The following is a 21,835-nucleotide window of genomic DNA, read 5'->3' as shown; positions in this document are numbered from 1 at the left end:
TTTTGCTCTGCTGCAACGGGTCTTTCACTGCAAATTACCCCAGGCCGGCCCAGCCAAAACCTTTTGTACAATGCGCCAAAGAAATGAACGGTTCTTCTCTACACGCGGAAATCAGCAATCACGAGACAGTAGCGACTCTGGCTGAAACTTTGTAACGAAAAACAACATTACAAAGTACACAACAAACAAATTTACGCAGTATCATCAAGAAACCATCACCAACCCTCAGCGTCGTCCCCCCCGGCGCGCCGGCTTGGGGGGCATCAGAACCAAGGTATCGCAGATCCGCGCCACCGCCAGCGCGCAGCCCAACAGCCCCGCGGCACCAAAAAGAATCGGGGCCATCAGCGTTGTGCCGACAGACTCACCCAAAGCGGCGTTTGCCCAAATCTCGGGCCCCACAGCCCCGGGGGCCAGCCAATATGGCCCCGCCGTCAGGGTTTCAGCGGTCACCGCCAACAAGGCGGCGGCCAGCGCGCCAGCACCGGCGGCCAGCAAAATGCTCGCCCCACGGCCCGCCAACAGGCCCCGTCGGGCGATTGCAAGCATGCCAAACACCGCCGCCAGCGCCGGCAGAACGGCAACCCATACCGGTCCGCCAAAGGCTGCCCAAATTCCGGCCACGGCGAAAAAAAGCAGCAGAGCGGCGGCAAGACCGGGGCGGACCGCATAGCGAAACCCCGCCTTGGCAGCCAAAGCCAGCGCCAAACTCATAACCGGGAACACGATCCAGGCGACCGCCCGTGGCGCAATCGACAAAAGCGCCGCCAGCGCCAGCGCAACGGACAGCACCGCCGCCAGATGCAGATAAAATCGCACCGCAATGCGGGTGCCCGCGGCCAGTACCAGCGTCGCCGCCCCGGCTAAAGCCAACACGCAGGCGGCAAGAATCTGGCTGTTCATCGCCATCATTTATGCGCAGGTTCGAGCAATCGTGCCCCGATCACCCGACCAAAACCACCCTGTTGCACCACGATAGCGACATCGTCCTGCGGGGAAGCCTTAAGCCCCTCATAGGAAACCGTGTAGCCCGCAGCCGCGCCGTTCCACTTGCCAGCGGCTTTAATATCCTGCACCACATTGTGATAGCTCAGCGTCTTACCCTGATTTTCACCACCGCCAATTTTGACCGTCACCGCACGGCGTAAGGTAAAGAACCACACCGTGGCATCGAAATGGCGCGTGCCCGCCGGTACCGCCGCAAGGGCAATGCGCACGGTGCCGTCATCCATATGAATGGCATCAATGCCGACCGCATTGGGCACATCCCCCGCCACCGGAGGATGCTTGCGGTTGCAATGCTTGTCTTCGCATTTGGTAACCGCCACCAGTTCTTCACCAATGGCCGAAAACGCATCGTCCGGACGGCTGCCGACGACATCAATCGTGCCATCGACAATCATCTGCGGGGTATAGACCCCCCCCTTGCCAAGCACGGCGGCATAGGCCTTCTGGCGCCGCGTCGCCGCGTCAGACGCCATGGTGTCTTTCCAGCCCAGAATGTCCCAATAATTGACCGCAAAAGTCAGCGCGACCACGTCGTGCCGCTTGGTCAGACGCGCCAGCAGCTGATCGGCCGACACGCAGGAACCGCAACTCTGGCTCGTGTACAATTCAACCACGACCGGCCGGGCCGGGCCAGCCCAGGCCCCGCCCGCGATCAGAAATGCCGATACGGCCATGGCTGAAAAGACGCGTTTCATAGCCCGACCATAAGGCGGCGTCGCACAGGCCGCCAGTCACTTCGTTTTGATTGGAATAATGCCATTGTCAGGGTGAAACAGCCCCCACAGCAGGCCCGCGATAGCGGATTTTCTGGGCCAGAATATCAACCATATCCTGCTGTTCTTCGTGCACCTGGGCATAATAGGCCGGTGTACAGCTTGCTGCCGGATGGTCAATCACCAGCGCGGTTTCACGCACCATGGTCGATGTATTGGGCTGGCTATATTCGACCCGAAGACGAACGCCCGGCACGTCAACAGTGGCACGTGTCGGCAATAAGGAAAAGCTGCCCCCTTCTGGCAAAACAAGCGTCAGCTTTTCGGTCGCCCGGAGCGAGGGACAAACGTAATCGTTACTGCGGCGGCTGGGCTGGCCCCGGCCAGCCAGATCGGCAAACGAAATCGGCCGCAGCGACAGACTGACTGGCAAATCCGCAGGCCCCGGAAAATGCAGCACCTGTGCCAAACGGTATTCAGCGGTTACGCTATAGGGATCCTGCAATTCCGACAGCACGCCGCCGGTAATCTTGCCTTCAGCCTCGGGGCCAACCAGCAGATGCATCCAGGCGGTCTGTTTATCATGATCCATCGCCCGAACCAGGTGGCGCAGCGTGATGCCATAAGCCCCGGCGGCGCTGATGGCGGAATGGCCGGTAGCATTACCGGCGGCATCGATCACAACCGTGCTGTCGATCTGGACCTCGGAATCCCCTGCGGGCACCGGCGTATGCAGCACCTGCCCCGTGCTGGCCAACAACACCGGCTTACCCATATCGGCATACGGCAAAATACCGAAAGGCGCGTCGCCATCGGAAGCATCGGCAAACAGATCAAATTCCGGCACATAGGTAATGACATGGTCAAAAGCATGCGGTGACGCAGCATCCGCCAGCCGATAGCTGTTTTCGCCAGCTTTGATCAGCGCCGGGGATGACTCGATCCCCTTGGCCGCCAGTAATGCCTCGAGCAGCACGACATGATCCTTGCAGTCGCCGAAACGGTTCTCCAGCACATCGGCGGCCGAATGTGGGGTAAAGCCGCCGGCGCCCAGCTCGATCGCGATATAGGTGATGTGAGTTGAAACCCAGTCATAAAGCAGCCGGGCCTGCTCACGCCGGTCGGTGGTATTACGGGTCAGACTGGTGGCCAAAGCGGCAATATCGTGGCTGACTGTAGCCTTGCCTGCCGCACGCGCACGATAGGCCGCTGCCACCCCGGCATAATTGGTAAACGTGCTGATGTTGAGGTGGGGGGCAAAATCTGCCTCGCTCACCGCGTCGGTTGGCACCGGAACCGGGCTGGAATTGTCGAACTGCCAAAGCCAATGTTTGACATCGCCCTCCGTCACCTCGGCACCACCGGCTAAGCCCACCGTGTCGATGTGCAGATCCATCGCCGCCGGTGCCGCAAGCCGATAGACCACATCATGCGACACCACCGTACGGGAAAACACCCGGCCAAGATCAAAATGACCAACAAACCACGGCGAAATTTGCTGCAGACGGCTGACCAGCACCACGCAATCGCCCACCGCCAAATTGGGATAGACCAGCGTGATTACATCATTGCCGAAGAAGCTGCGCAGCGTGCCCTGGCCATAGCTTAAGTTGATGCTGGCAGCCTGATCCTTTGCCGATGGGTCATTGGCAACCACACCATCACGAGCCGCCCGGCGCGTCACCGCCGAGAGTATGTCGAGCTTTTCATATCCGCGGGTATAGGTGAGCTGGCGCTGCTGCAAAAGCTTGACGCCCGCCGCGTTCAAAGGCCGGTAAATCTCTTCGCGGGTTTCAACAAAGGTGCCGTCCGCCGCCAAAATGATGTCGACGTGATCCTTTACCACTTCATAGGGTGGGGTTTCGGCTGCAAAGGCCGTGTCCGACAGCCCTACTGCCATCGACACCGCCGTGGCCGTCAGCAACCACAACAGCGTCTTTCCTATGCGCATCGCATCGATACCGTTTGCCTGTAAGCGCGCGGATATAGAGCGCAAGAAGGAAAGATTCCATCACTCTGCTGGACGCACGCTGACATTTTTCGCCACGCCGACATTTCTGCCACGCATCATTCAAATGCGTACATTTTGGACCACGACACCAATCACACCCACAGCGCCCATCCCGACACAGAACAACCCGCGAGTGTTTCAAATATGTAATCTGGTCTAAACCCGTCTTACGGCTTAGGCGCTGTGGACTGTGGCGATACCGGGGAAACGGGTGGCGGCGTAACCGCAGGCGGATGTCTCCAGGCCACCACGACAAGCATTTGGCAAGCCGCCTCTGCGCCATTGAGCGTGCACTGCACCGTCTTGACTTTCTGGCGGACCATAACCTGCGACACCGTGTCGAGATCGACAAACCCTGAGGGTTTCACCATCTCGATCCCGGGCTCGCTTTGTCCGATCATATGCATCACGCGGAAGCCTGCATCGCCATGCTCGCCGCGATCCCATGCCCCGATCGGAAAATCGGACGGCTTAGCCTCAATCACGGTGACAAACTTGCGCAACATGTCGAGTGAGGCGTCTGCATTGCTATTGGAAATATCCCATACCACCTGGGCCTTCCACGGACAGCGTAGCGGCTTGCCGTCCCTCATGGCGGGCACGTAGTGCCAGTTTTGCATTACGGATTCCAGAGCGGCGGCATCAAGACGTAAAGAACCACTACTGACAGCGACGCTAGGCTCCGTCACCGCTCCAGTTTCGTCGATAACAAACGCGAGTACCGTTGTGCCCTCCTCGTGCAGGACCAGAGATAACGGTGGATAATCGCCAGCAACATGCGCATTGGCTGCGCGGGCAGGCACAAACCCGGCCCCACCACAACTCGACAACTCCGCAGCCGATGCCAGCACGCCCGAAGCAAAAAAAACGCCATCAGAACGGCCAAATGCCAAGTCTGCTTCATTTCTTATTTTCCTTGTTGGCCACAGCGAAATTGGCCAGCGGGCCGCCATCAGCCTGAACGATGATCTGACGGCGTAGCGTCTGTACCATTCTGGCCAGCTCCGGCTGCAGCGCCGTGTAATAGGCCTTGGTACAAAATGCCTCGCCATGATCTATCTTCAGGTCTATGTCGCGTTCCACGGTTTGGGTGTCAATCTTTCGATACGCTAGGAAGAGCGTGATATCCGGTGCCGTCACAGTCTGTGTCTCCGGAATGGAAACAAAACGTCCCTGTGGCGGCAGCGAGAGTGTGACCCTTTCGCGGATACGGCCAGAGGGGCAGACATAATCGGTGCTGCGGCTTGGCGGCAAGCCGCCGGTCAGCACGTCGAGCATACTGAGCGGCAAAAAAGCAAATCTGCTCGGCAAACCAGTCGGCCCCGACCAAGATAGAAAATTGGGAACTTTCAGCATTGTGCTAGTTTCATAGGGATCAGTCAAATTTCGTGGGGTCCCCCGCTCAATGGAGCCGGTGGCCCCCGGACCAAAATAAAACCGCAGAATATCGTCTTCCTTGGTCGAGGGGATCGACTGCATCGCCGCGCGCAACTGCATACCAAGACTACCCGTTGCCACCATGCGGCTGTGGCTGGTCAGCGTACCCGTGCTATCGATTGCCGCCATACCGTCCAGCATAAGCGTCGAGCTTTGCGACCGATTGACCGGAGTGCGTGCTAATATACCGGTATCAATGCGCAGCGCTGTTTTGCCGGCATCACTGTCTGGCAAAGTTCCGAAAGGGGAAAATTCGGCTGTTGAATCGGCGTACAGATCAAATTCAGGCAGATATGTAATGACATGGTCAAAATGTTGCGACGATGCAACCGGCGAGGCAAGATAGCCTGGCGCGCCACCACGGATCAGCACGGGGCTCGATGCGATATGTTTGGCGGCCAGCAAGGCTTCCAGCAAAGCAACATGGTCTTTGCAATCACCATACAGATTGGCCAGGACACTCACTGACGGATGCGGCGTGTATCCACCATCCGCCAGCACAATACCGACATAGGCAATATGGGTTGACACCCAGTCGTACAAAATCCGCGCCTGCTCGCGCTTGTTCTGAATACCTTTGGTCAGAGTATCAGCCAATGTCCTTATTTCGGCGTTCGGTACACTTTGGTCGGCAGAGCGTGTACGATACGCCGCCGCCAGCGCCTTGTAGCCGCCAAAACTGCTGACGAAGAGATGCGAGGAGAAATCTGTCGGAGCGACAGCATCATCCTCGACCAGCAGGGGACTGTCGTTACTATAGCGCCACTCCCGCCGCAGCTTGCCCGCGCCGCGCAGCACCGCCCCCGCCGTCATGCCGCCATCGTCTATAGTCAGAGACATACTTTCCGGTGCCGTGATCGAATAAACGATGTCCTTCTGCGCCACAGATCGGTCAAAGACAGCAGCGAAATCAAACACCCCCTCAAACCAGGGCCTGTCTTGCCATTTGAGCGTCGACAGCACAATACAGTCACCCACCTCAAGGTTGGGGAAGTAAACCGTCATCAGACGATGATCCTGAAACCCTTCCTGCGAGGCCTGTCCTAGACCTTTGAGTATGTTTTGCGTGGGGACATCGATCCGCCGCCCGTCAGCTTTCTGAGTATAGGCGGCACTCACTGTCAGGCGCTGAAATCCCTCGGTGAAGGAAATTCCCTGCGCATGCATTTTGCTGATGCCGTCCTGTGTCAGGATGCGGTAGCGAATTTCGCGCGTCTCAGTGTAGCGGCCGTCCGCCAACACCTCGATATCCGTATGATTAGAGACAATCTCATAGGGGGCGGCGCCCCCTGCCCAAGCGGCCATGCCAACACACAGCCACGCAAAAATCCACCGCATCCCCAGCCCCCCGAAACACTGTAACACGCCATACGGGTATAGTGGCAGAAAGGCCGCACAGGTAAAGATATACGATACACAAAAGAGAAAATAAAACGCCGCGCCCCGATAAGGATCGCGGCGTGCATCACCGTAAGAAAAATGGAAATATCTTAGCCCACCAGATTGCGCAACACATAGGGTAGAATGCCGCCATTCTGGAAATAGGCCATTTCGTCGGCGGTATCGATGCGCAGCGTCAGCGGCAGCGCGGCCTTTTTGCCATCGGCATAATGGATGGTGGCGGTCACCGTCATGCGGGGTTTCAGCTTACCGGTGAGCGGAATGTCGATCACCTCGGCCCCGGTCAGCTTATAGTCGCTGCGGCCCTTGCCGGGGGTAAAGGTCAGCGGCGCCACGCCCATCCCGACCAGATTGGAACGGTGAATACGTTCGAAACTTTCGGCAATCACCGCCCGCACGCCGAGCAGCTTGGGCCCCTTGCCGGCCCAGTCGCGCGACGAACCGCAGCCATATTCCTTGCCGCCAACCACCACCACCGGCACGCCAGAGGCTTCATAGCGCATCGCCGCGTCATAGATCGGCAGCGCATCGCCCGAAGGATAGTGAATGGTGTTGCCACCTTCCTTGCCGCCCATCATCTCGTTCCTGATGCGGATATTGGCGAAGGTGCCCCGCACCATGATCTCGTGATTGCCACGGCGCGAACCATAGGAGTTGAAATCCTTGGGCTCGATCCCCTTATCCTTGAGATAGACACCGGCAGGGGACGACACCTTGATCGCGCCAGCGGGCGAGATGTGATCGGTGGTGATGGAATCGCCAAACAGCGCCAGCACCCGCGCCCCGACAATGTCGGTCACCGGCACCGGCTTCTTGCCCATGCCTTCGAAATAGGGCGGATGCTTGACATAGGTCGAGGCCGCATCCCAGGCATAGGTCTCCCCCGCCGTGGTTTTGACCTTACGCCACAGCGCATCGCCGCTGAACACATCCTTGTAACGCGCCTTATAGGCCTTGGCGGTGACGCATTTGCCCACCACCGCCGCAATTTCCTGCGGGCTGGGCCAGATATCCTTCATATAGACCGGATAGCCCTTGCGATCATGACCGATCGGATCGGTGGTGAGGTCGACATTGACCGTACCGGCCAGGGCATAAGCCACCACCAAGAGCGGCGAGGCCAGATAATTGGCCCGCACCTGCGCATGGACGCGACCTTCAAAATTGCGGTTGCCCGACAGCACCGAACAGACCGCCAGATCATTTTCTGAAATCGCCTTGGCCACCGCATCCGGCAGCGGACCTGAATTGCCGATGCAGGTGGTGCAGCCATAACCGGCCAGATTAAAGCCCAGCTTGTCGAGATAGCTGTCCAGTCCCGAAGCGGCGAGATACTCGGTCACCACCTGACTGCCAGGGGCGAGCGAGGTCTTCACCCATGGCCGCACCTTGAGGCCGCGTTCAACGGCCTTTTTCGCCATCAAACCAGCGCCGATCATCACCGACGGATTCGAGGTGTTGGTGCAGGAGGTAATGGCGGCAATCACCACATCGCCATGGCCGAGGGTTTCTTTCATGCCCTCGAGCGGCACACGCTTGTCGGCTTCGTCACCCTTTTTATAGAGGTTGGTCAGCGCGCCTTCAAAAGCATCGGCCACGAAAGGCAGCGCCACCCGGTCCTGCGGGCGGGCTGGCCCCGCGATCGACGGTTCGACCGTCGACAGATCCAGCTCCAGCACAGCGGTGAATTTGGGCTCAGGATCGGACTTCTTGCGGAACAACCCTTGTGCCTTGGCGTATTTTTCGACCAGCGCAATGCGGTCATTCTTGCGCGCAGTCTTTTTCAAATAGGCAATGGTTTCGGCATCGACCGGGAAGAAGCCACAGGTCGCGCCATATTCCGGCGCCATATTGGCGATGGTGGCGCGATCTTCCAGCGACAGGGCATCCAGACCGGCACCGAAATATTCAACGAATTTGCCGACTACGCCGAATTTGCGCAAAATCTGCGTTACCGTCAGCACCAGATCTGTGGCGGTCACCCCGGGCTGCAACGCCCCGCTCAGCTTGAAGCCGACCACTTCGGGGATCAGCATGGAAATCGGCTGGCCCAGCATGGCGGCCTCGGCCTCGATGCCGCCGACACCCCAGCCCAGCACCGAAAGCCCGCCCACCATCACGGTGTGGCTGTCGGTGCCAACCAGCGTATCGGGATAGGCCACCGTGACCGGATTGCCCTTTTTGTCCTTTTCCTTGCGGGTCCAGACCACCTGCGACAGATATTCCAGATTGACCTGATGGCAGATGCCGGTGCCGGGGGGCACAACGCGGAAGCCCTTGAAAGCCTGCTGGCCCCAGCGCAGGAAGGCATAGCGTTCCTTGTTGCGGATATATTCGATGGCGACATTCTGTTTCAGCGCCGATTTGGTGCCGAATTGGTCGATCATCACCGAATGGTCAATCACCAGATCGACATCGATCAGCGGATTGATCTTCTGCGCCTTGCCACCCAGCACCTTCATGGCATCGCGCATCGCGGCCAGATCGACCACGGCCGGCACGCCGGTGAAATCCTGCATCAGCACACGGGCGGGACGAAAGGCGATCTCGTGATTGGACGTCCGCTTACGCGCCCAGGAAACCACCGCCTTGATGTCGGCGGCGGTGACGGAAACCCCGTCTTCATTGCGCAGCAGATTTTCGAGCAGAACTTTAAGCGAGAAAGGTAGCCGTGATACCCCGGCAAGCCCGTTCTTCTCGGCGGCTGCCAAGCTGTAATAGACATAGGATTTGCCTGCGACGGTCATCGTCCGCCGGGTTTTGTAGCTGTCGAGACTGGCCATAGCGCCCCTGCCCTAAATAAAATTCGTTGCCAGATGTAGCGCAAATTCAAGGCGTCTGCCAAGGCAAAGCCCCATTTCCGCCAACTTTCCGGCATTTCTCTTAAAGACCTGCTACGGCATGCTGCCGATTCTGGCGCAAGCGGTGGTGCCTGACATCACCCTGACACCCTGCCCGCAGCGCGCACCCACGGCCCGCCCCCCAAGGCGGCGCGACCAGCCGTTAGCCATGGCGGCTATTTTCCAAACAGCTGCTTAGACATAGCCACACAGCAATAAGGCTCGGCCGCCACACAAATGAGCATAAAAATGCCTGATTCCTTTTCCAGCTTGTCATTTGCCGTTAAGCCGGATGGAATGACCGAAAATGGGAGGCCCCCCAAGAGGCCAGCAGGGTGGGAAACAGCAGTGGTGTCAAACCGCTGCAGTGAGAGATTTCGCTATAATGCTAAGACGCAGGTTCGTCCTATTGCTGTGCGCCAGCTTTTGCTGTGCCAGCCTCTACGGAGGCTTGGCTGCGCCGGCATATGCCGAAATGAACGACCGGCTGTCGCAGCAGCATTTTGGCACGATCTCGTCAGGCGATTTTGTCGCCGGTGATTCTGTGCATTTCCAGCTGGCGCGCTATCACGGCGAATATCTGATGCGGGTAGCGGGCGATCCCGAAACCTATGTGCTGTATGCCGATTACGGCCCGCTGGGCGGGCGGGTGCTGCGCTATGATTCCGGGGCGACCGCCATTCAGGTCGCCGGCTGGGGGGCCATGACCCTCTATACCGACAACAAGCCCGACGGCCTGCCCGCCATGCGCACCGGCGACGCGCAAGGCATCGCACCACCGAATGTCACCTTTGCCCAGCTGATGGGCGCGGCAGACGATGAAGCCTCGCACATCGCCTATGTCAGCGGGGTGCGCATTTCGTTTAACGCAGACTGGAATGCCTATGCCGGCGATGCCAACTGGCGCAGCCTTGTCTACGATACGCTGGAAAATACCGCCCGCGGTATCATCCGGCTCGCCGCCAACCCGGCGGCGCGGGCAGCCTTTGCCCAGCGGGTTTCGGTGGTACGTCTTCAGCCCAGCCACAAACCGACCATCCAGCTTTCCGGACGCACGCTGATTGTGACCTTCAATCCGCAACAGGCTTTTATGGGCCGGGCCTCGTCACGCGCCATCGCCTTTGCCATGGGCAAGCTGTTACAGGCACCGGTTTCGAACTGACCTCCGTCACCCTTACGGCACTCTTACGGGCGATCAACAATCTCAAAACGCGAGAACTCGAACCCCGGGGCCACCGTGCAGCCGACCAGGCTGTAGCCACCCAGGCATCTGGCGCTTTGCCAGACGCCAGCGGGCACGACCTGTTGCGGGCGCTGACCGGCCGCCAGATCGCTGCCCAGAATGACGGTCTCTGAACCTGTGTCACGCTCGATGACCAGCTCGACCGGGGCACCATCGTAATGGTGCCAGACCTCGGCAGCATCAATACGGTGACGACGGGAAACCTCGCCCGCGCGCAGCAGAAAATAGATCGCCGTTGACCGCGCTCGGTTATCGGCCCCCGGTTCATCGCGGAAGGTTTCGCGAAACGCCCCGCCTTCGGGATGCGGCATCAGCTCGAGCAGATCGAGGATATAGTCGGCATCGGGATCGTGTTGCGGCTTGGGGGCGAGCGGCGATGGCGCCCCCGTGGCCATCACGGCGGCAATCCCCGCCGCCAGCGACACCGCATCGTCGAGTGCGTTATGCGGATGGCCCTGAAACGCCACCCCGGCCTTTGGGCCAACATCGCAGCCATGGCCTTTTCGCACATCAATACCCTGATCAAGGGCCCAGCCAATGATATTGGTGTAAGGCGGCAAGTTCGCATCGATGTCGTTGAGGCGGATATTCTGTGCCAGCACCAGATCATCGCGGCCATAAGCCAGCAGCGGCAGCCCGCCACAAAAGGTCGTAAACTGCCGATAGGCTTCGGCAAACGGTACGCCATGGGCGGTGATGTCGGCGTTGGTGATACCGATCACCTCTTCAAGGTAGGTCGACAACACCGGATTCACCCGCGGCCGCACCAGAAGATCGAAGCGCTCCAGCGGCATAAACCCGGCATCCACCCGCACCGCACCGATCTGGACAATTTCCTTGAATTCACCGGGGCGTAGCCAGCGCGCCGCCATAGAGCCTTCCCAGGCGGTAAACTCGACATCAAAAACCACCGCCGTGGCGCCCCGCCCTACGGTATTTTCAGGAGAAATCGTCATATAACACCTTAAAGCCTACCCGCCCGAATCACATAAGCCCTTATGGCCACAAACGGGCAGCGCTACCTAACCGATTCGGCTGTCGAAGGTCAGAGCCGATCTTGCCATAATCGGGCCACCCCATAGCGCATGGAATTAACCGCTTATCCCAGCCCCAGTTTGGCCTTGGCATCCTCAGACGAGGAGAAAACCAGACCGACAAATTCAAGGCCGATACCCGCCCCATGATGGCGGGCCACCCGCGCCGCCAGCGGGCCGACCAGCAAAAATTCCCCGACTGGCGGGCGCAAATCGGTTTTGAGCGACAGGCCACTGACGGATAAATCGGTTGCCTCGCACGGGGTGAGCTGGCCATCGCTGCGTACCAGCCGCACAATACCGGCCACGGCAATGCGTTCGTGGCGACGCAGGGTGGTATCGTCCACCACCCCCTTGTTGATGAACAAGGTCAGCTGTTCGGCGGTACGTTCACGTTTCTGCGGTGAGCTGGTGAAGCGCAGCGACAAATCCCCACCATCGACGCGGGCAATCACCCCTTCAAAACGGCCAAGACCATCAGCATAGAGCACAATCTTCTCATTCTGACTGAGGGCAAAACCGACCTGAACCCAGGCATCACCGGGCGACATCTCGACCACCGTGCAGGTGATCTCCTGCGATAAGGTGGGCAAAAACAATTTGCCCAGCTGCTCGATCCGCACCCGGCGGAACCGCCGCTGATCGGCTTGAATTCTGGTAATCACCTCCTGCGTGTCAGCCATCGCGGCTCCCCCCAACACCTTGATTCTCGTGCACTATCCTATGCCAGAATGCACATCCGACCAGCTTCACCGAACCGGTCCTAAAGCCGAGTTTACACGAAGCCGGTATTTTCAGAAATTTTATCCGCCCAAACTGACACTTAACCTTGCGCAGGCAAACCGGTATAGAGGGGGTGCGTTAGGCGCGCCGAACATTGTTGACAAATTTTCTCGGAGAATGTGGATGACCCAAGCCAGACAGTTTTGCTCCCCCCGGCGCGCCGGCATTTTAGCCCTGCTTTTAGGCGCCAGCCTGGCCTTGGGCGGCTGCCTTAACGCAACCCCGCTGGACGATTTGAACTATGTCAAACCGCAGGGTTCGGCCTTTAACATGGCGCTCTATCAAAACTATTCCTTTCTGGCACATTCCTTCGGTGATGTCGGTGCCGCCGCCCACAAGGTGTTCGATTACGACGCAGCCTGGTCGCTGAACAAAACTGAAAAGCCGATTGCGGATCTGGCCAACGGTTTTGCCAGCAAGGCCGTGATGGCCTCCAAGGACGAGTTTATCGACCCGGAACCGGCAACCGATCCGGCCTCGCACGAGATTCGCGACCGGATGCTGCGCGCCCTGGAATACGGCCGTGACGCCTTCCCGCGCGATGCAGCCCGCACCCAGACCGATTATGATTGCTGGATGCTGAACGCTGCGGTACCAGCGCAAAAGGCTGCCGCCGACCGTTGCCGCGCCTCGCTCGACAAGACATTGCCGCAGCTTGAAAGCGAAACCTCGGCCGCCGTAGCCGCCGCCGAAAAGGCCGCTGACGACGCCAAGGCGGCCCGTGAAGCCGCCCGTAAGCAAAATGGTGGGGATGGGGCTCAGTAACACTTTGCTGTTAGAATGAACCGGCTTTCGGGGGGAAGCCGGTTTTAAAGCCCTTTAACGCCAAGGATACCCCAGGATGAAGCAAATTGCCCCCCGCATTGTCGCCAGCCTTGTTGGTGTGATGGCGCTGTCGGTTATCACCGGTCTTGCCACCGCACAGGGCATCTATCCGGTCAAACGGATGGATTTTGATCTGTGGTGCACCGAAGAAATGCGCCTACCGTTCGAGCGTTGCGCCCAGCGGCTGACCGACGATTTGCAGAAATTTGACGATTACCGCGCCCTGATCGAGAAATACGACATCCGCCAGCAGCAGGATCGCCAGCGCCGCATGTTGCTCGAACATACCGTGCTCAACAACGACCCGGTCGATAACCCGGTCGGTAGCATGCAGCGCACCGACAAGACCACCCTGACCGGCGAATAATCTGCCTGCCGATTAGTGCGTTTTGCCCCTGTCCAGCAGCGTCAGTCTGGATGATTTCAGGAACGGCGTCAGCGCCATGCCAGCCAGAAAGCCGCCGATATGGGCCCACCAGGTCACACCGGGACTGTCGGGGGTGATGGTCGCAGCGCTTAAGAGCTGCATGGCGAACCAGGCACCCGCCACCCAGATTGCCCCGATCCGCACCGGATAAAGAATGATGCCGATCGGCACATAGATTTCGATCTGCCGCCGGGGATGCAGCAGCAGATAGGCCCCGAGCAAACCGGAAATGGCCCCCGACGCACCGACCATGGGAATGCCCGACGCGGGGTCCATGAAGGCCATGGTCATCGCCGCCACCACCCCAGAGACGAGATAGAACAGCACAAAGCGGGCGTGCCCCATCGCGGCTTCGATGCTTTTGCCGAAAACCCACAGATAGAGCATGTTGCCAACCAGGTGCCAGACACTGCCATGCAGAAACATGGCGGTAATGACAGTGGCCGGGGCCGACAGATGGGCGTCTTCCGGCGGCACATACTGGGGCGACATCAGACTTTTGGGAATAAAGCCATAAGCATCGAAGGCCTGGCTCATATTCAGACCAATGCGCTCTTCCCAGACATAGACCAACACACAGGCGATGAGGATCGCCCCGGTGCACAGAGGAACCACGCGGGCCACCGTTTGTTCGGGGGCGGGTTCGTCGGCCGGATGTTCATCTGGGCGCGAATTCATGGCTCTGTCGCTTAAGAAATAAGGTTTCCTGCCAGTCGGCTCTATGCGCGGTCATTATGGCCGATGTTTGGCCTCAGATACGGACACATGATGACGGCCATAATGAAGCAGCCCACGCCATTGCCCAAGCCCAATTCCAGCGGGGCCGAAACAAAGCTGTATCAAAATCAGGCGGATCATTTTTTTCACGGAACACCGCAGCCACGCGATTAAAGTTTACAGACTGTTATCAGGTTTGTTTCAAAATCACATATTGTGATTTTTACGTCAGCACCGCACACTCGCGCGTGGAAAGGGACCGGCGATGAATATTCACGAATATCAAGCCAAAGCACTTTTACGCGAATACGGTGTTCCCCTTCTTCCCGGCGAAATCGCCAGCAGCGCTGACGCGGCGATGACCGCCGCCCGCAAGCTTGGCGGTCATGCCTGGGTGGTCAAAGCCCAGATCCATGCCGGTGGCCGCGGCAAAGGGGGCGGGGTCAAAATCGCCCGCACCATCGACGAGGTCGGCACCCTGACCGCCCGCATGATCGGCAAGCCACTTGTCACCGCACAGACCGGGGCCGAAGGGCGGATCGTGCATCAGGTCTATATCGAGCAGACCACCGACATCGAACGCGAATTGTATTTGTCATTGCTGATTGACAGCGGCACGGCACGCATCACCTTTCTGGTTTCGCCCGACGGCGGCATGGATATTGAGAAGCAGGGCCATGGCCGGATACGCAGCTTCTCGATTGATCCGGCCATCGGCTACAGCCCGCATATCGGGCGCAAGATCATCGCCGTGCTGGGTTTGAAAAATTATGCCGCCCATCAGGGCATGACACTGGTCGAGCGGCTGTACGATGCCTTCATCGCCAAGGATATGAGCCTGCTTGAGATCAACCCGCTGGTCCAGAGCAAGGATGGCGAATTGTTCCTGCTCGATGCCAAGATCTCCTTCGACGACAACGCGCTATTCCGCCACCCCGAAGTGCAGGCATTACGCGATCCGACCGAAGAAGAACCCACCGAAACCGAAGCTGCCGCCGCCGGACTGTCCTACATCAAGTTACACGGCAATATCGGCTGCATGGTCAATGGTGCCGGCCTTGCCATGGCGACGATGGACATCATCAAGCATTATGGCGGGGAACCTGCCAATTTTCTCGATGTCGGCGGCGGGGCCACCCGCGAACAGGTGACCAAGGCCTTCCGCCTGATCCTGGCCGACCATCAGGTCAAAGGCATTCTGGTCAACATTTTCGGCGGGATCATGAAATGCGATATCATTGCCGAAGGTGTTATCGCCGCGGCTAGGGAAATCCAGCTTCAGGTGCCTGTCGTAGTGCGTCTGGCGGGAACCAATGTCGATAAAGGCAAGGCAACGCTGGCCGCATCCGGCCTGTCGCTGATTGCCGCCGATGATCTGGCCGATGCGGCCCGTAAAATCGTTGCGGCGGTTGGCCCCGCCGCCCACGGCTGAAGGAAGCACGCGATGTCGATCCTTGTAGACCGCAACACCCGCCTGATCTGCCAGGGCTTTACTGGCAAACAGGGCACCTTTCATTCCGAACAGGCCATTGCCTATGGCACCACGTTAGTGGGCGGGGTGGCCCCGGGCCGCGATGGCAGCCGCCATCTTGATCTGCCGGTATTCGATACCGTGATCGAAGCCCGCGAGACCACCGGTGCCAACGCCACCATGATCTATGTGCCGCCGCCATCGGCCGCCGACGCCATTTTGGAAGCGATTGATGCCGAGATTGAGCTGATCGTCTGCATCACCGAGGGAATACCGGTGCTGGATATGGTCAAGGTCAAGCGGGCGCTGTCCGGCACCCGCTCGCGCCTGATCGGGCCTAACTGCCCCGGTGTGATCACACCGGACGAATGCAAGATCGGCATAATGCCGGGCTATATCCACAAACGCGGCTCGGTCGGTATCGTCTCGCGTTCCGGCACACTGACCTATGAAGCGGTGGCACAGACATCCGCCGTCGGCATGGGCCAGTCGAGCTGTGTCGGCATTGGCGGGGACCCGGTCAAAGGCAGCGATTTTGTCGATATTCTCGAGATGTTTCTGGCCGACGAGGAAACCGAAAGCATCGTGCTGATCGGGGAAATCGGCGGGGCGGGCGAAGAGGACGCGGCAGACTTTCTTAAAGCCTCGCGCCATCGCAAACCGGTGGTCGGCTTTATCGCCGGGGCGACCGCCCCCAAGGGCCGCCGCATGGGTCATGCCGGGGCGGTCATTTCGGGCGGCCGGGGCGACGCCGCCGCCAAGATCGAGGCGCTGCGTTCTGCTGGCGTGGTCATTGCCCCCAGCCCGGCGGAAATCGGCTCGACCCTGTCCAACCGGCTGGCGAACTAAGCGTCTTATTTATGGAACTGGCGCAGGCATTGCTGGACCGGCAGCTCGAAATAGCGCCAGACCAACGCACCCAGTGCGATCAGCACGACATAAAACGCAATCAGCGTCAGATCATGCTCGAATACACTGGTGCCAAGGCCAGAATGCAGCACAATCAGCGCCACGACGATCTGCAAGGGAAAATGCAGCATATAAGTGGCGTAGGAAATATCGCCGAACCGCGACAGGAAACGATAAAGCCCCCCGATGCGCCCACTGTTCAGCACACTTTCATGCAGCGCCAGCGCGATGATACTCGCCGGCACCACCGTGAAAACATAGAGCTGATGGAAGATGCCTGAACTGTATTCGGCATAAAAATCATCGGCCCCCAGATAATCGGTCAGCGCTTCGGCCCAGATGTACAAGGGATGACGACCGACCTCGGTCAGCGTCGCCAGCCATAACAACAGCGTAAGCCAGATGCAGCCCCATGCCCAGCGCGCTGCGTCTTTTCGTGCCATCACCCACCGCACGATGAAAAAGCACACCCCGCCCAGAAAGAACCCGACCATGCCGCGCGCAATGCATTCGTTCCACGGGTAGAGCGCAACGCCTACCGCCGCGACACTTAAAGCGGTTTTCGGGCCGCAAAGGCCCCGTCGGCACAGCACAAAGAACAGCACATAAAGCCCGGCTTCGACCGACACCGTCCATGCCGGGCCGTTGAAGGTCTGCTCGATGGTCGGCGGCAGCCATTGCTGCGCTAACAGCAGACTGGCACCAAAACGCTGCCAGCTGTCGGCGGGAAAAACAAAATGCCCACCGGTCCGGGCATGAAACGCCGCTTGCAGCACCACGACCAGCAACAAAGACAGGATATGCAGCGGATAAAGCCGCGACAGCCGCTTCCAAGCAAAGGCTGTGGCGGGAATTTTGCCCGCCGCAACCTTTTCGGCATAGAGCCAGAAGAAGACATAGCCAGACAGGGCAAAGAAGATATCCACCGCAGCCCAGCCCTGCAAATAGAGCGGCCACAGCATTTGAAAGAAGGGTTCGGCCTCGTAATGCCAGCCCTTCAGCCACACCCCGGAGATGTCATAGAAATGCTGCCAGTGCCAGATCACAACCGCCAGCGCCGCCACGCCGCGAAGCGCATCCAGCCCGTACAGACGTTTCATATCCCCTCACACAACAACACGGCGAAAGGCATCCCTTCCGCCGTGCCCCATTCTGTCCATCCTGGCTTATAAAGCCGATTTTTCGCTCATCTCAAGCTTGGCCAGTTCGACCTGCGCCCGAAGCTCGATCTCGTCCAGCACGCCCTGAAGCTGGGGATCAGCGAAGCCGTCCTGACGCTGCGATACCGCCTGCGCCAGCTTGGACAAGGTCTCGCGCGGGATACCGCCAGAAAGCAGCCCATCGCGGATCTGGTCCAGCATGTCGAGCAGATCCTGCCCCCGCTTCAGACCACGCGAACGGCCTTGCGTGGCGTCTTCCATCTCCTGCAGCGCTAAAATGGAATCCAGTGCCGTCAGCGGCGAAGATCCCGACATCGGCTGCGCCTGAGGCTCGCTAGCCTCAGAAAGGCTGAAGGTACTACCCGACGATCCCGATTTGGCCGCAGCACGGCGCATCACCGCACGATCGACGTTGCTGGTACCCTTAATTTCCATCGCCATCCCGATAGCACTCCGACCGATCGCGCCAAGCTTACTTTAAGAATCACTGTCGGCGATTATTACCTGCGCTGATTAATAAGACATTTTTTGCAAGGCGCGGCTTGCGAACCAGTTCCATTTTACCAGTCAGATGACATTAAAAGCAAATTGGCCTGTCCACTGACAACTTGTTAACCTTTCTGTACGAATTCAGCACAACCAGAGCAATATAAAATCTATCATACACCATCTACGGATTATTCACGTATTGCGCGCATTGTATTCAATTCGTCAACCGCTTAGGTGGTCCAAATGATGGTTAAATCCTACACCCATGCCGTGGGTGACAGCCGAGACATCCACCCCAATCTGTTGCGACTGGCGCAGCATTTTACCCGGCACACGAAGCAGGGCTTCATGCCCAAGCGCGACACCTTTCAACAGGATGAACTGTCCTGGCTCTACGGCTATTACTATGTCGTCGATGTGCTTGAGGACGGGCGCGATTATCGCTTCGGTTATTGCGGCCATTGCTGGCAGCTGTTTTATGGCATGGACCTGACGGGCGAACGCTTAAGCGAAGTGGAATCCTATCCGCACCTCAAAGGTCGCCGCGCGGACTATGACGCCGTGATCCATGCCAGACATCCCGCCTATGCCATCGGCATTCTGCAATGGCCCGGTGGCAGCCAGGCCCATTTCCACCGCATCATCATTCCCTTTGCCAACGAGCATGGCGCACCTACCATGTTGCTGGTCGCCGCCCAAAGCGAGATTGCCCCCTCGCAGTTGCTTGAAAACAAAGTGCATGGCAACCCACGCATCCTGGTTGAGGAGCAAGGCTGGTCCAGTGCCATTCAGTCCCAGCTGAGCAGCGATAATATCGCCATGCGCCCGATGTAGGCGGCCTCCAGACAGCGTTTGTCGCTGCACAGGTTGCGCTGACCGGTGATCCATTGACGCTGATCGTCGGCCAGCGCGGCTTCATCCGCCACCGCATCAAGGGCGCGATCAAGACGCAACATCATGGTGGCTTGCTGATGCCGCAAATGGGCATCAGCACAGATCAGGCGTTCGGCCTCCTCTGCGGGATGCTTGCAGTTCAGCGTCAATGCCGATGGTAACGCCGGTCGTGGCCGGGGCTGAGGATCGACGTCGGGCAGATCGGGTGCCGCAGCGGTAGCAAGCACGTCTCGTGGCCGCGGCCCGACCGATGGTGCATTGGCGCTGTCGGGTTTACCCCCTGCCGATCTGCGGCTAGCGGCGATAACAAAACGCGCATTAACCTCACGGGCATCCTGCACCAACGCCGACTGCGCCATAGCGCGGGCGGCGGGAATCTCGCCATCCTCCCACAATAACCGGGCTTTCAACCCGAGGAGCCAGGGCTTCTGCCCACCCAATGCCAGCGCCACATCACAGTCATGGCGGGCCTCCAGCGAGTTGCCCTGACGATAATTGGCCAAGGCCCGCGCTGCGAAATAGCGCGGGGCATGGGGGTTGCGCAAAATGGCTGCCGAGCAATAGCTTTGCGCCACGGTATTGCGGCGCTTAGCCAGATAACTTTCACAAATCAGACCGTAAGCCAGATCGATATTGCCAGCTTTGGGATAGTGTTTCATAATATCCGACAAGGTCGCAATCGCGTCATCATAGCAACCAGCGCGGTTGGCCTGATCGGCACCCAGCGCCATGGCCCACAGATCATCCGCCGCCGCAGCCCGTGTTACCAGCAGCGAGACGGCAATACTGGCGCAGATACAAACGCAACGCACGCTCCGCATACGGATTCCCCCTTCGTTCAGCTGGGGATTTTAGTCCCTGCGGCACCGGCCACGCAAGCGCCACCGCCGCCTGCAAGCCCCCCCCCGCAACGCGCTGCGACCTTTTTACTGCCCACCATGCAATATTGTGTTTTGCACCACAGCTGCGCGAAAACTAGTCTCTCACGGACTCAATTTCGTATAGGAATGGTTCATGGCAAACCGGGGTCCGGCCCCGGCATCCTTTAGCAGGAGAGTGATATGGCCTTCAGCACAGCAAGTTTTATCGATGACGCGGCCATCATGGCTGCCCTTGCAGAAGGCAAGAAACGCGTCTCGAATAACGAGGCCGAGGCTATCATCAAAAAAGCCGCGCTGGCAGACGGGTTGAACCTATCCGAGGTGGCCGTACTGCTCAATGTCGAAGACCCCGATCTGATCCAGGAAATCTATAAGACCTCCATCGCCATTAAACAGGCGATCTATGGTAATCGTCTGGTGCTGTTCGCCCCGCTGTATGTCAGCGACTATTGTATCAACCGCTGTGTCTATTGTGGCTATGGCGCCGGGCATACATTCAAGCGCCGCCGACTTAGTGCCGAGGAGATCAAGGAGGAGACCCGCATTCTCCTGGAGATGGGCCATAAGCGCATCGCCATGGAAGCCGGCGAAGATCCCGAAAACTGCCCGATAGACTATGTGCTGGATGCGATCAGCGCGGTCTATTCCGTTGATGTCAAGAAAAGCAATATCCGGCGCATCAATATCAATATCGCTGCCACCACGATTGAAGAATACGCCCTGCTGCACAAGGCTGAGGTTGGTACCTATATCCTGTTCCAGGAAACCTATCATCGCCCGACCTATGCCCGCGTCCACCCGATGGGGCCCAAACATGATTTCGACTGGCACACCACGGCGTTTGATCGCGCTATGGAAGGCGGCATCGATGATGTCGGTGCCGGTGTATTGTTCGGGCTATACGATCATAAATATGAAATGCTGGCCTTGTTGCAGCACGCCTTGCATCTGGAAGCCGAGTATGGGGTTGGTCCACACACCATTTCGGTGCCGCGCATTCGCCCCGCCGGTGGCATCAACCTCGACAGCTTCCCCTATCTGGTATCGGACGAGGAATTCAAAAAGCTGATCGCTATCATCCGCCTGGCGGTACCCTATACCGGCATGATCATCTCGACACGCGAGCGTCAGGAATTCCGTGACGACATCCTGCGCATTGGCATTTCACAATTGTCGGGTGGCTCCTGCACCGGCGTCGGCGGTTATTATGACGAGATCAAAAAACGTGACCCGACCCAACCACCCCAGTTCAAGGTAAATGACGAACGGTCGCTGGACGAAGTGATCCAGTCAATTTGTGAGGCGGGTTTCCTGCCGTCGTTCTGCACCGCCTGTTACCGCAACGGACGCACCGGGGATCGTTTTATGTCGCTGGCCAAGGTGGGCGAAATCCAGAATCTGTGTCAGCCCAACGCCATCATGACCTTCAAGGAATATCTGGAGGATTTCGCCTCGCCGAAAACGCGCGAGATTGGCGCCAAGGTCATCGCCACGTATCTCAAACAGATTCCCAATCCGAAGCTGCAACGCAAAACCGCCGAGCGGCTCGAACTGATTCAGACCGGCACCCGCGATCTGGCGTTTTGAAGCCG

General features: G+C 58.7%; 19 protein-coding genes. 7 read left to right on the top strand and 12 right to left on the bottom strand.

Annotated features, from left to right (window positions below):
- Positions 1–225 precede the first annotated feature (225 nt).
- The 6 genes from ACZ5RI_RS04255 to acnA all read right to left on the bottom strand — a co-directional run bounded on the left by ACZ5RI_RS04255 (position 226) and on the right by acnA (position 9,353).
- Entirely contained in the window at positions 226–903 is a 678-nt protein-coding gene (locus ACZ5RI_RS04255; RefSeq protein ID WP_464514865.1) for a hypothetical protein, read from the bottom strand.
- 5 nt (positions 904–908) lie between these two features.
- Positions 909–1,703 carry a DUF1223 domain-containing protein gene (locus ACZ5RI_RS04250; protein WP_464514864.1) on the bottom strand — a complete coding sequence of 265 codons (795 nt, stop codon included), beginning with the start codon at positions 1,701–1,703 and terminating at the stop codon, positions 909–911.
- A 67-nt stretch (positions 1,704–1,770) separates the two neighbouring features.
- On the bottom strand, positions 1,771–3,672 hold the full coding sequence (locus ACZ5RI_RS04245; protein ID WP_464514863.1) for a DUF3857 domain-containing transglutaminase family protein: 1,902 nt from the start codon (positions 3,670–3,672) through the stop codon (positions 1,771–1,773).
- A gap of 227 nt (positions 3,673–3,899) precedes the next feature.
- Positions 3,900–4,625: an energy transducer TonB gene (locus ACZ5RI_RS04240; RefSeq protein WP_464514862.1), complete on the bottom strand. Its 726-nt coding sequence runs from the start codon at positions 4,623–4,625 to the stop codon at positions 3,900–3,902.
- Positions 4,626–4,632: 7 nt separating this feature from the next.
- The gene (locus tag ACZ5RI_RS04235; protein WP_464514861.1) at positions 4,633–6,507 is read right to left on the bottom strand and encodes a DUF3857 domain-containing protein; all 1,875 of its coding nucleotides are present in this window, start codon (positions 6,505–6,507) and stop codon (positions 4,633–4,635) included.
- Between the two features lie 152 nt (positions 6,508–6,659).
- Complete coding sequence (gene acnA / locus ACZ5RI_RS04230; RefSeq protein ID WP_464514860.1) at positions 6,660–9,353, bottom strand: aconitate hydratase AcnA; 2,694 nt, start codon at positions 9,351–9,353, stop codon at positions 6,660–6,662.
- Between the two features lie 508 nt (positions 9,354–9,861).
- On the opposite strand from acnA, the gene ACZ5RI_RS04225 reads away from it, so the two are divergent.
- A complete protein-coding gene (locus ACZ5RI_RS04225; RefSeq protein ID WP_464514859.1) occupies positions 9,862–10,572 on the top strand; it encodes a DUF4908 domain-containing protein in 711 nt (236 codons plus the stop codon).
- 23 nt (positions 10,573–10,595) lie between these two features.
- Here ACZ5RI_RS04225 and ACZ5RI_RS04220 read toward each other — a convergent pair whose 3' ends face one another.
- Positions 10,596–11,609: a cupin domain-containing protein gene (locus ACZ5RI_RS04220; RefSeq protein ID WP_464514858.1), complete on the bottom strand. Its 1,014-nt coding sequence runs from the start codon at positions 11,607–11,609 to the stop codon at positions 10,596–10,598.
- 143 nt (positions 11,610–11,752) lie between these two features.
- Positions 11,753–12,370 (bottom strand): PilZ domain-containing protein, encoded by a 618-nt coding sequence (locus tag ACZ5RI_RS04215; protein ID WP_464514857.1) that lies wholly within the window; start codon positions 12,368–12,370, stop codon positions 11,753–11,755.
- Positions 12,371–12,593: 223 nt separating this feature from the next.
- Here ACZ5RI_RS04215 and ACZ5RI_RS04210 point away from each other — a divergent pair, with 223 nt between their 5' ends.
- Positions 12,594–13,235, top strand: a complete 642-nt coding sequence (locus ACZ5RI_RS04210; protein ID WP_464514856.1) for a hypothetical protein — start codon at positions 12,594–12,596, stop codon at positions 13,233–13,235.
- A gap of 76 nt (positions 13,236–13,311) precedes the next feature.
- Complete coding sequence (locus tag ACZ5RI_RS04205) at positions 13,312–13,662, top strand: hypothetical protein (RefSeq protein WP_464514855.1); 351 nt, start codon at positions 13,312–13,314, stop codon at positions 13,660–13,662.
- Positions 13,663–13,674: 12 nt separating this feature from the next.
- Here ACZ5RI_RS04205 and ACZ5RI_RS04200 read toward each other — a convergent pair whose 3' ends face one another.
- Positions 13,675–14,400, bottom strand: a complete 726-nt coding sequence (locus ACZ5RI_RS04200; RefSeq protein ID WP_464514854.1) for a rhomboid family intramembrane serine protease — start codon at positions 14,398–14,400, stop codon at positions 13,675–13,677.
- 304 nt (positions 14,401–14,704) lie between these two features.
- On the opposite strand from ACZ5RI_RS04200, the gene sucC reads away from it, so the two are divergent.
- The gene (gene sucC, locus ACZ5RI_RS04195) at positions 14,705–15,871 is read left to right on the top strand and encodes an ADP-forming succinate--CoA ligase subunit beta (protein WP_464514853.1); all 1,167 of its coding nucleotides are present in this window, start codon (positions 14,705–14,707) and stop codon (positions 15,869–15,871) included.
- A gap of 12 nt (positions 15,872–15,883) precedes the next feature.
- The gene (sucD, locus tag ACZ5RI_RS04190) at positions 15,884–16,759 is read left to right on the top strand and encodes a succinate--CoA ligase subunit alpha (protein WP_464514852.1); all 876 of its coding nucleotides are present in this window, start codon (positions 15,884–15,886) and stop codon (positions 16,757–16,759) included.
- A 5-nt stretch (positions 16,760–16,764) separates the two neighbouring features.
- Here sucD and ACZ5RI_RS04185 read toward each other — a convergent pair whose 3' ends face one another.
- Positions 16,765–17,919, bottom strand: a complete 1,155-nt coding sequence (locus ACZ5RI_RS04185) for an acyltransferase family protein (protein ID WP_464514851.1) — start codon at positions 17,917–17,919, stop codon at positions 16,765–16,767.
- A gap of 66 nt (positions 17,920–17,985) precedes the next feature.
- Complete coding sequence (locus tag ACZ5RI_RS04180; protein ID WP_464514850.1) at positions 17,986–18,420, bottom strand: flagellar assembly protein FliX; 435 nt, start codon at positions 18,418–18,420, stop codon at positions 17,986–17,988.
- Positions 18,421–18,711: 291 nt separating this feature from the next.
- Here ACZ5RI_RS04180 and ACZ5RI_RS04175 point away from each other — a divergent pair, with 291 nt between their 5' ends.
- On the top strand, positions 18,712–19,302 hold the full coding sequence (locus ACZ5RI_RS04175) for a PAS domain-containing protein (RefSeq protein WP_464514849.1): 591 nt from the start codon (positions 18,712–18,714) through the stop codon (positions 19,300–19,302).
- On the opposite strand, the gene ACZ5RI_RS04170 is transcribed toward ACZ5RI_RS04175, so the two are convergent.
- Complete coding sequence (locus ACZ5RI_RS04170) at positions 19,257–20,183, bottom strand: hypothetical protein (protein WP_464514848.1); 927 nt, start codon at positions 20,181–20,183, stop codon at positions 19,257–19,259. The genes ACZ5RI_RS04175 and ACZ5RI_RS04170 overlap by 46 nt on opposite strands.
- A 240-nt stretch (positions 20,184–20,423) precedes the next feature.
- Between ACZ5RI_RS04170 and hydG the strand changes: the two genes are divergently transcribed.
- Complete coding sequence (gene hydG, locus ACZ5RI_RS04165) at positions 20,424–21,830, top strand: [FeFe] hydrogenase H-cluster radical SAM maturase HydG (RefSeq protein WP_464514847.1); 1,407 nt, start codon at positions 20,424–20,426, stop codon at positions 21,828–21,830.
- The last annotated feature ends 5 nt before the right edge of the window (positions 21,831–21,835 follow it).

Source organism: Micropepsis pineolensis, from assembly GCF_055392125.1.
The sequence above is the reverse complement of the archived record's forward strand: the minus strand, read 5'-3'. Positions and strand labels throughout refer to the sequence as shown.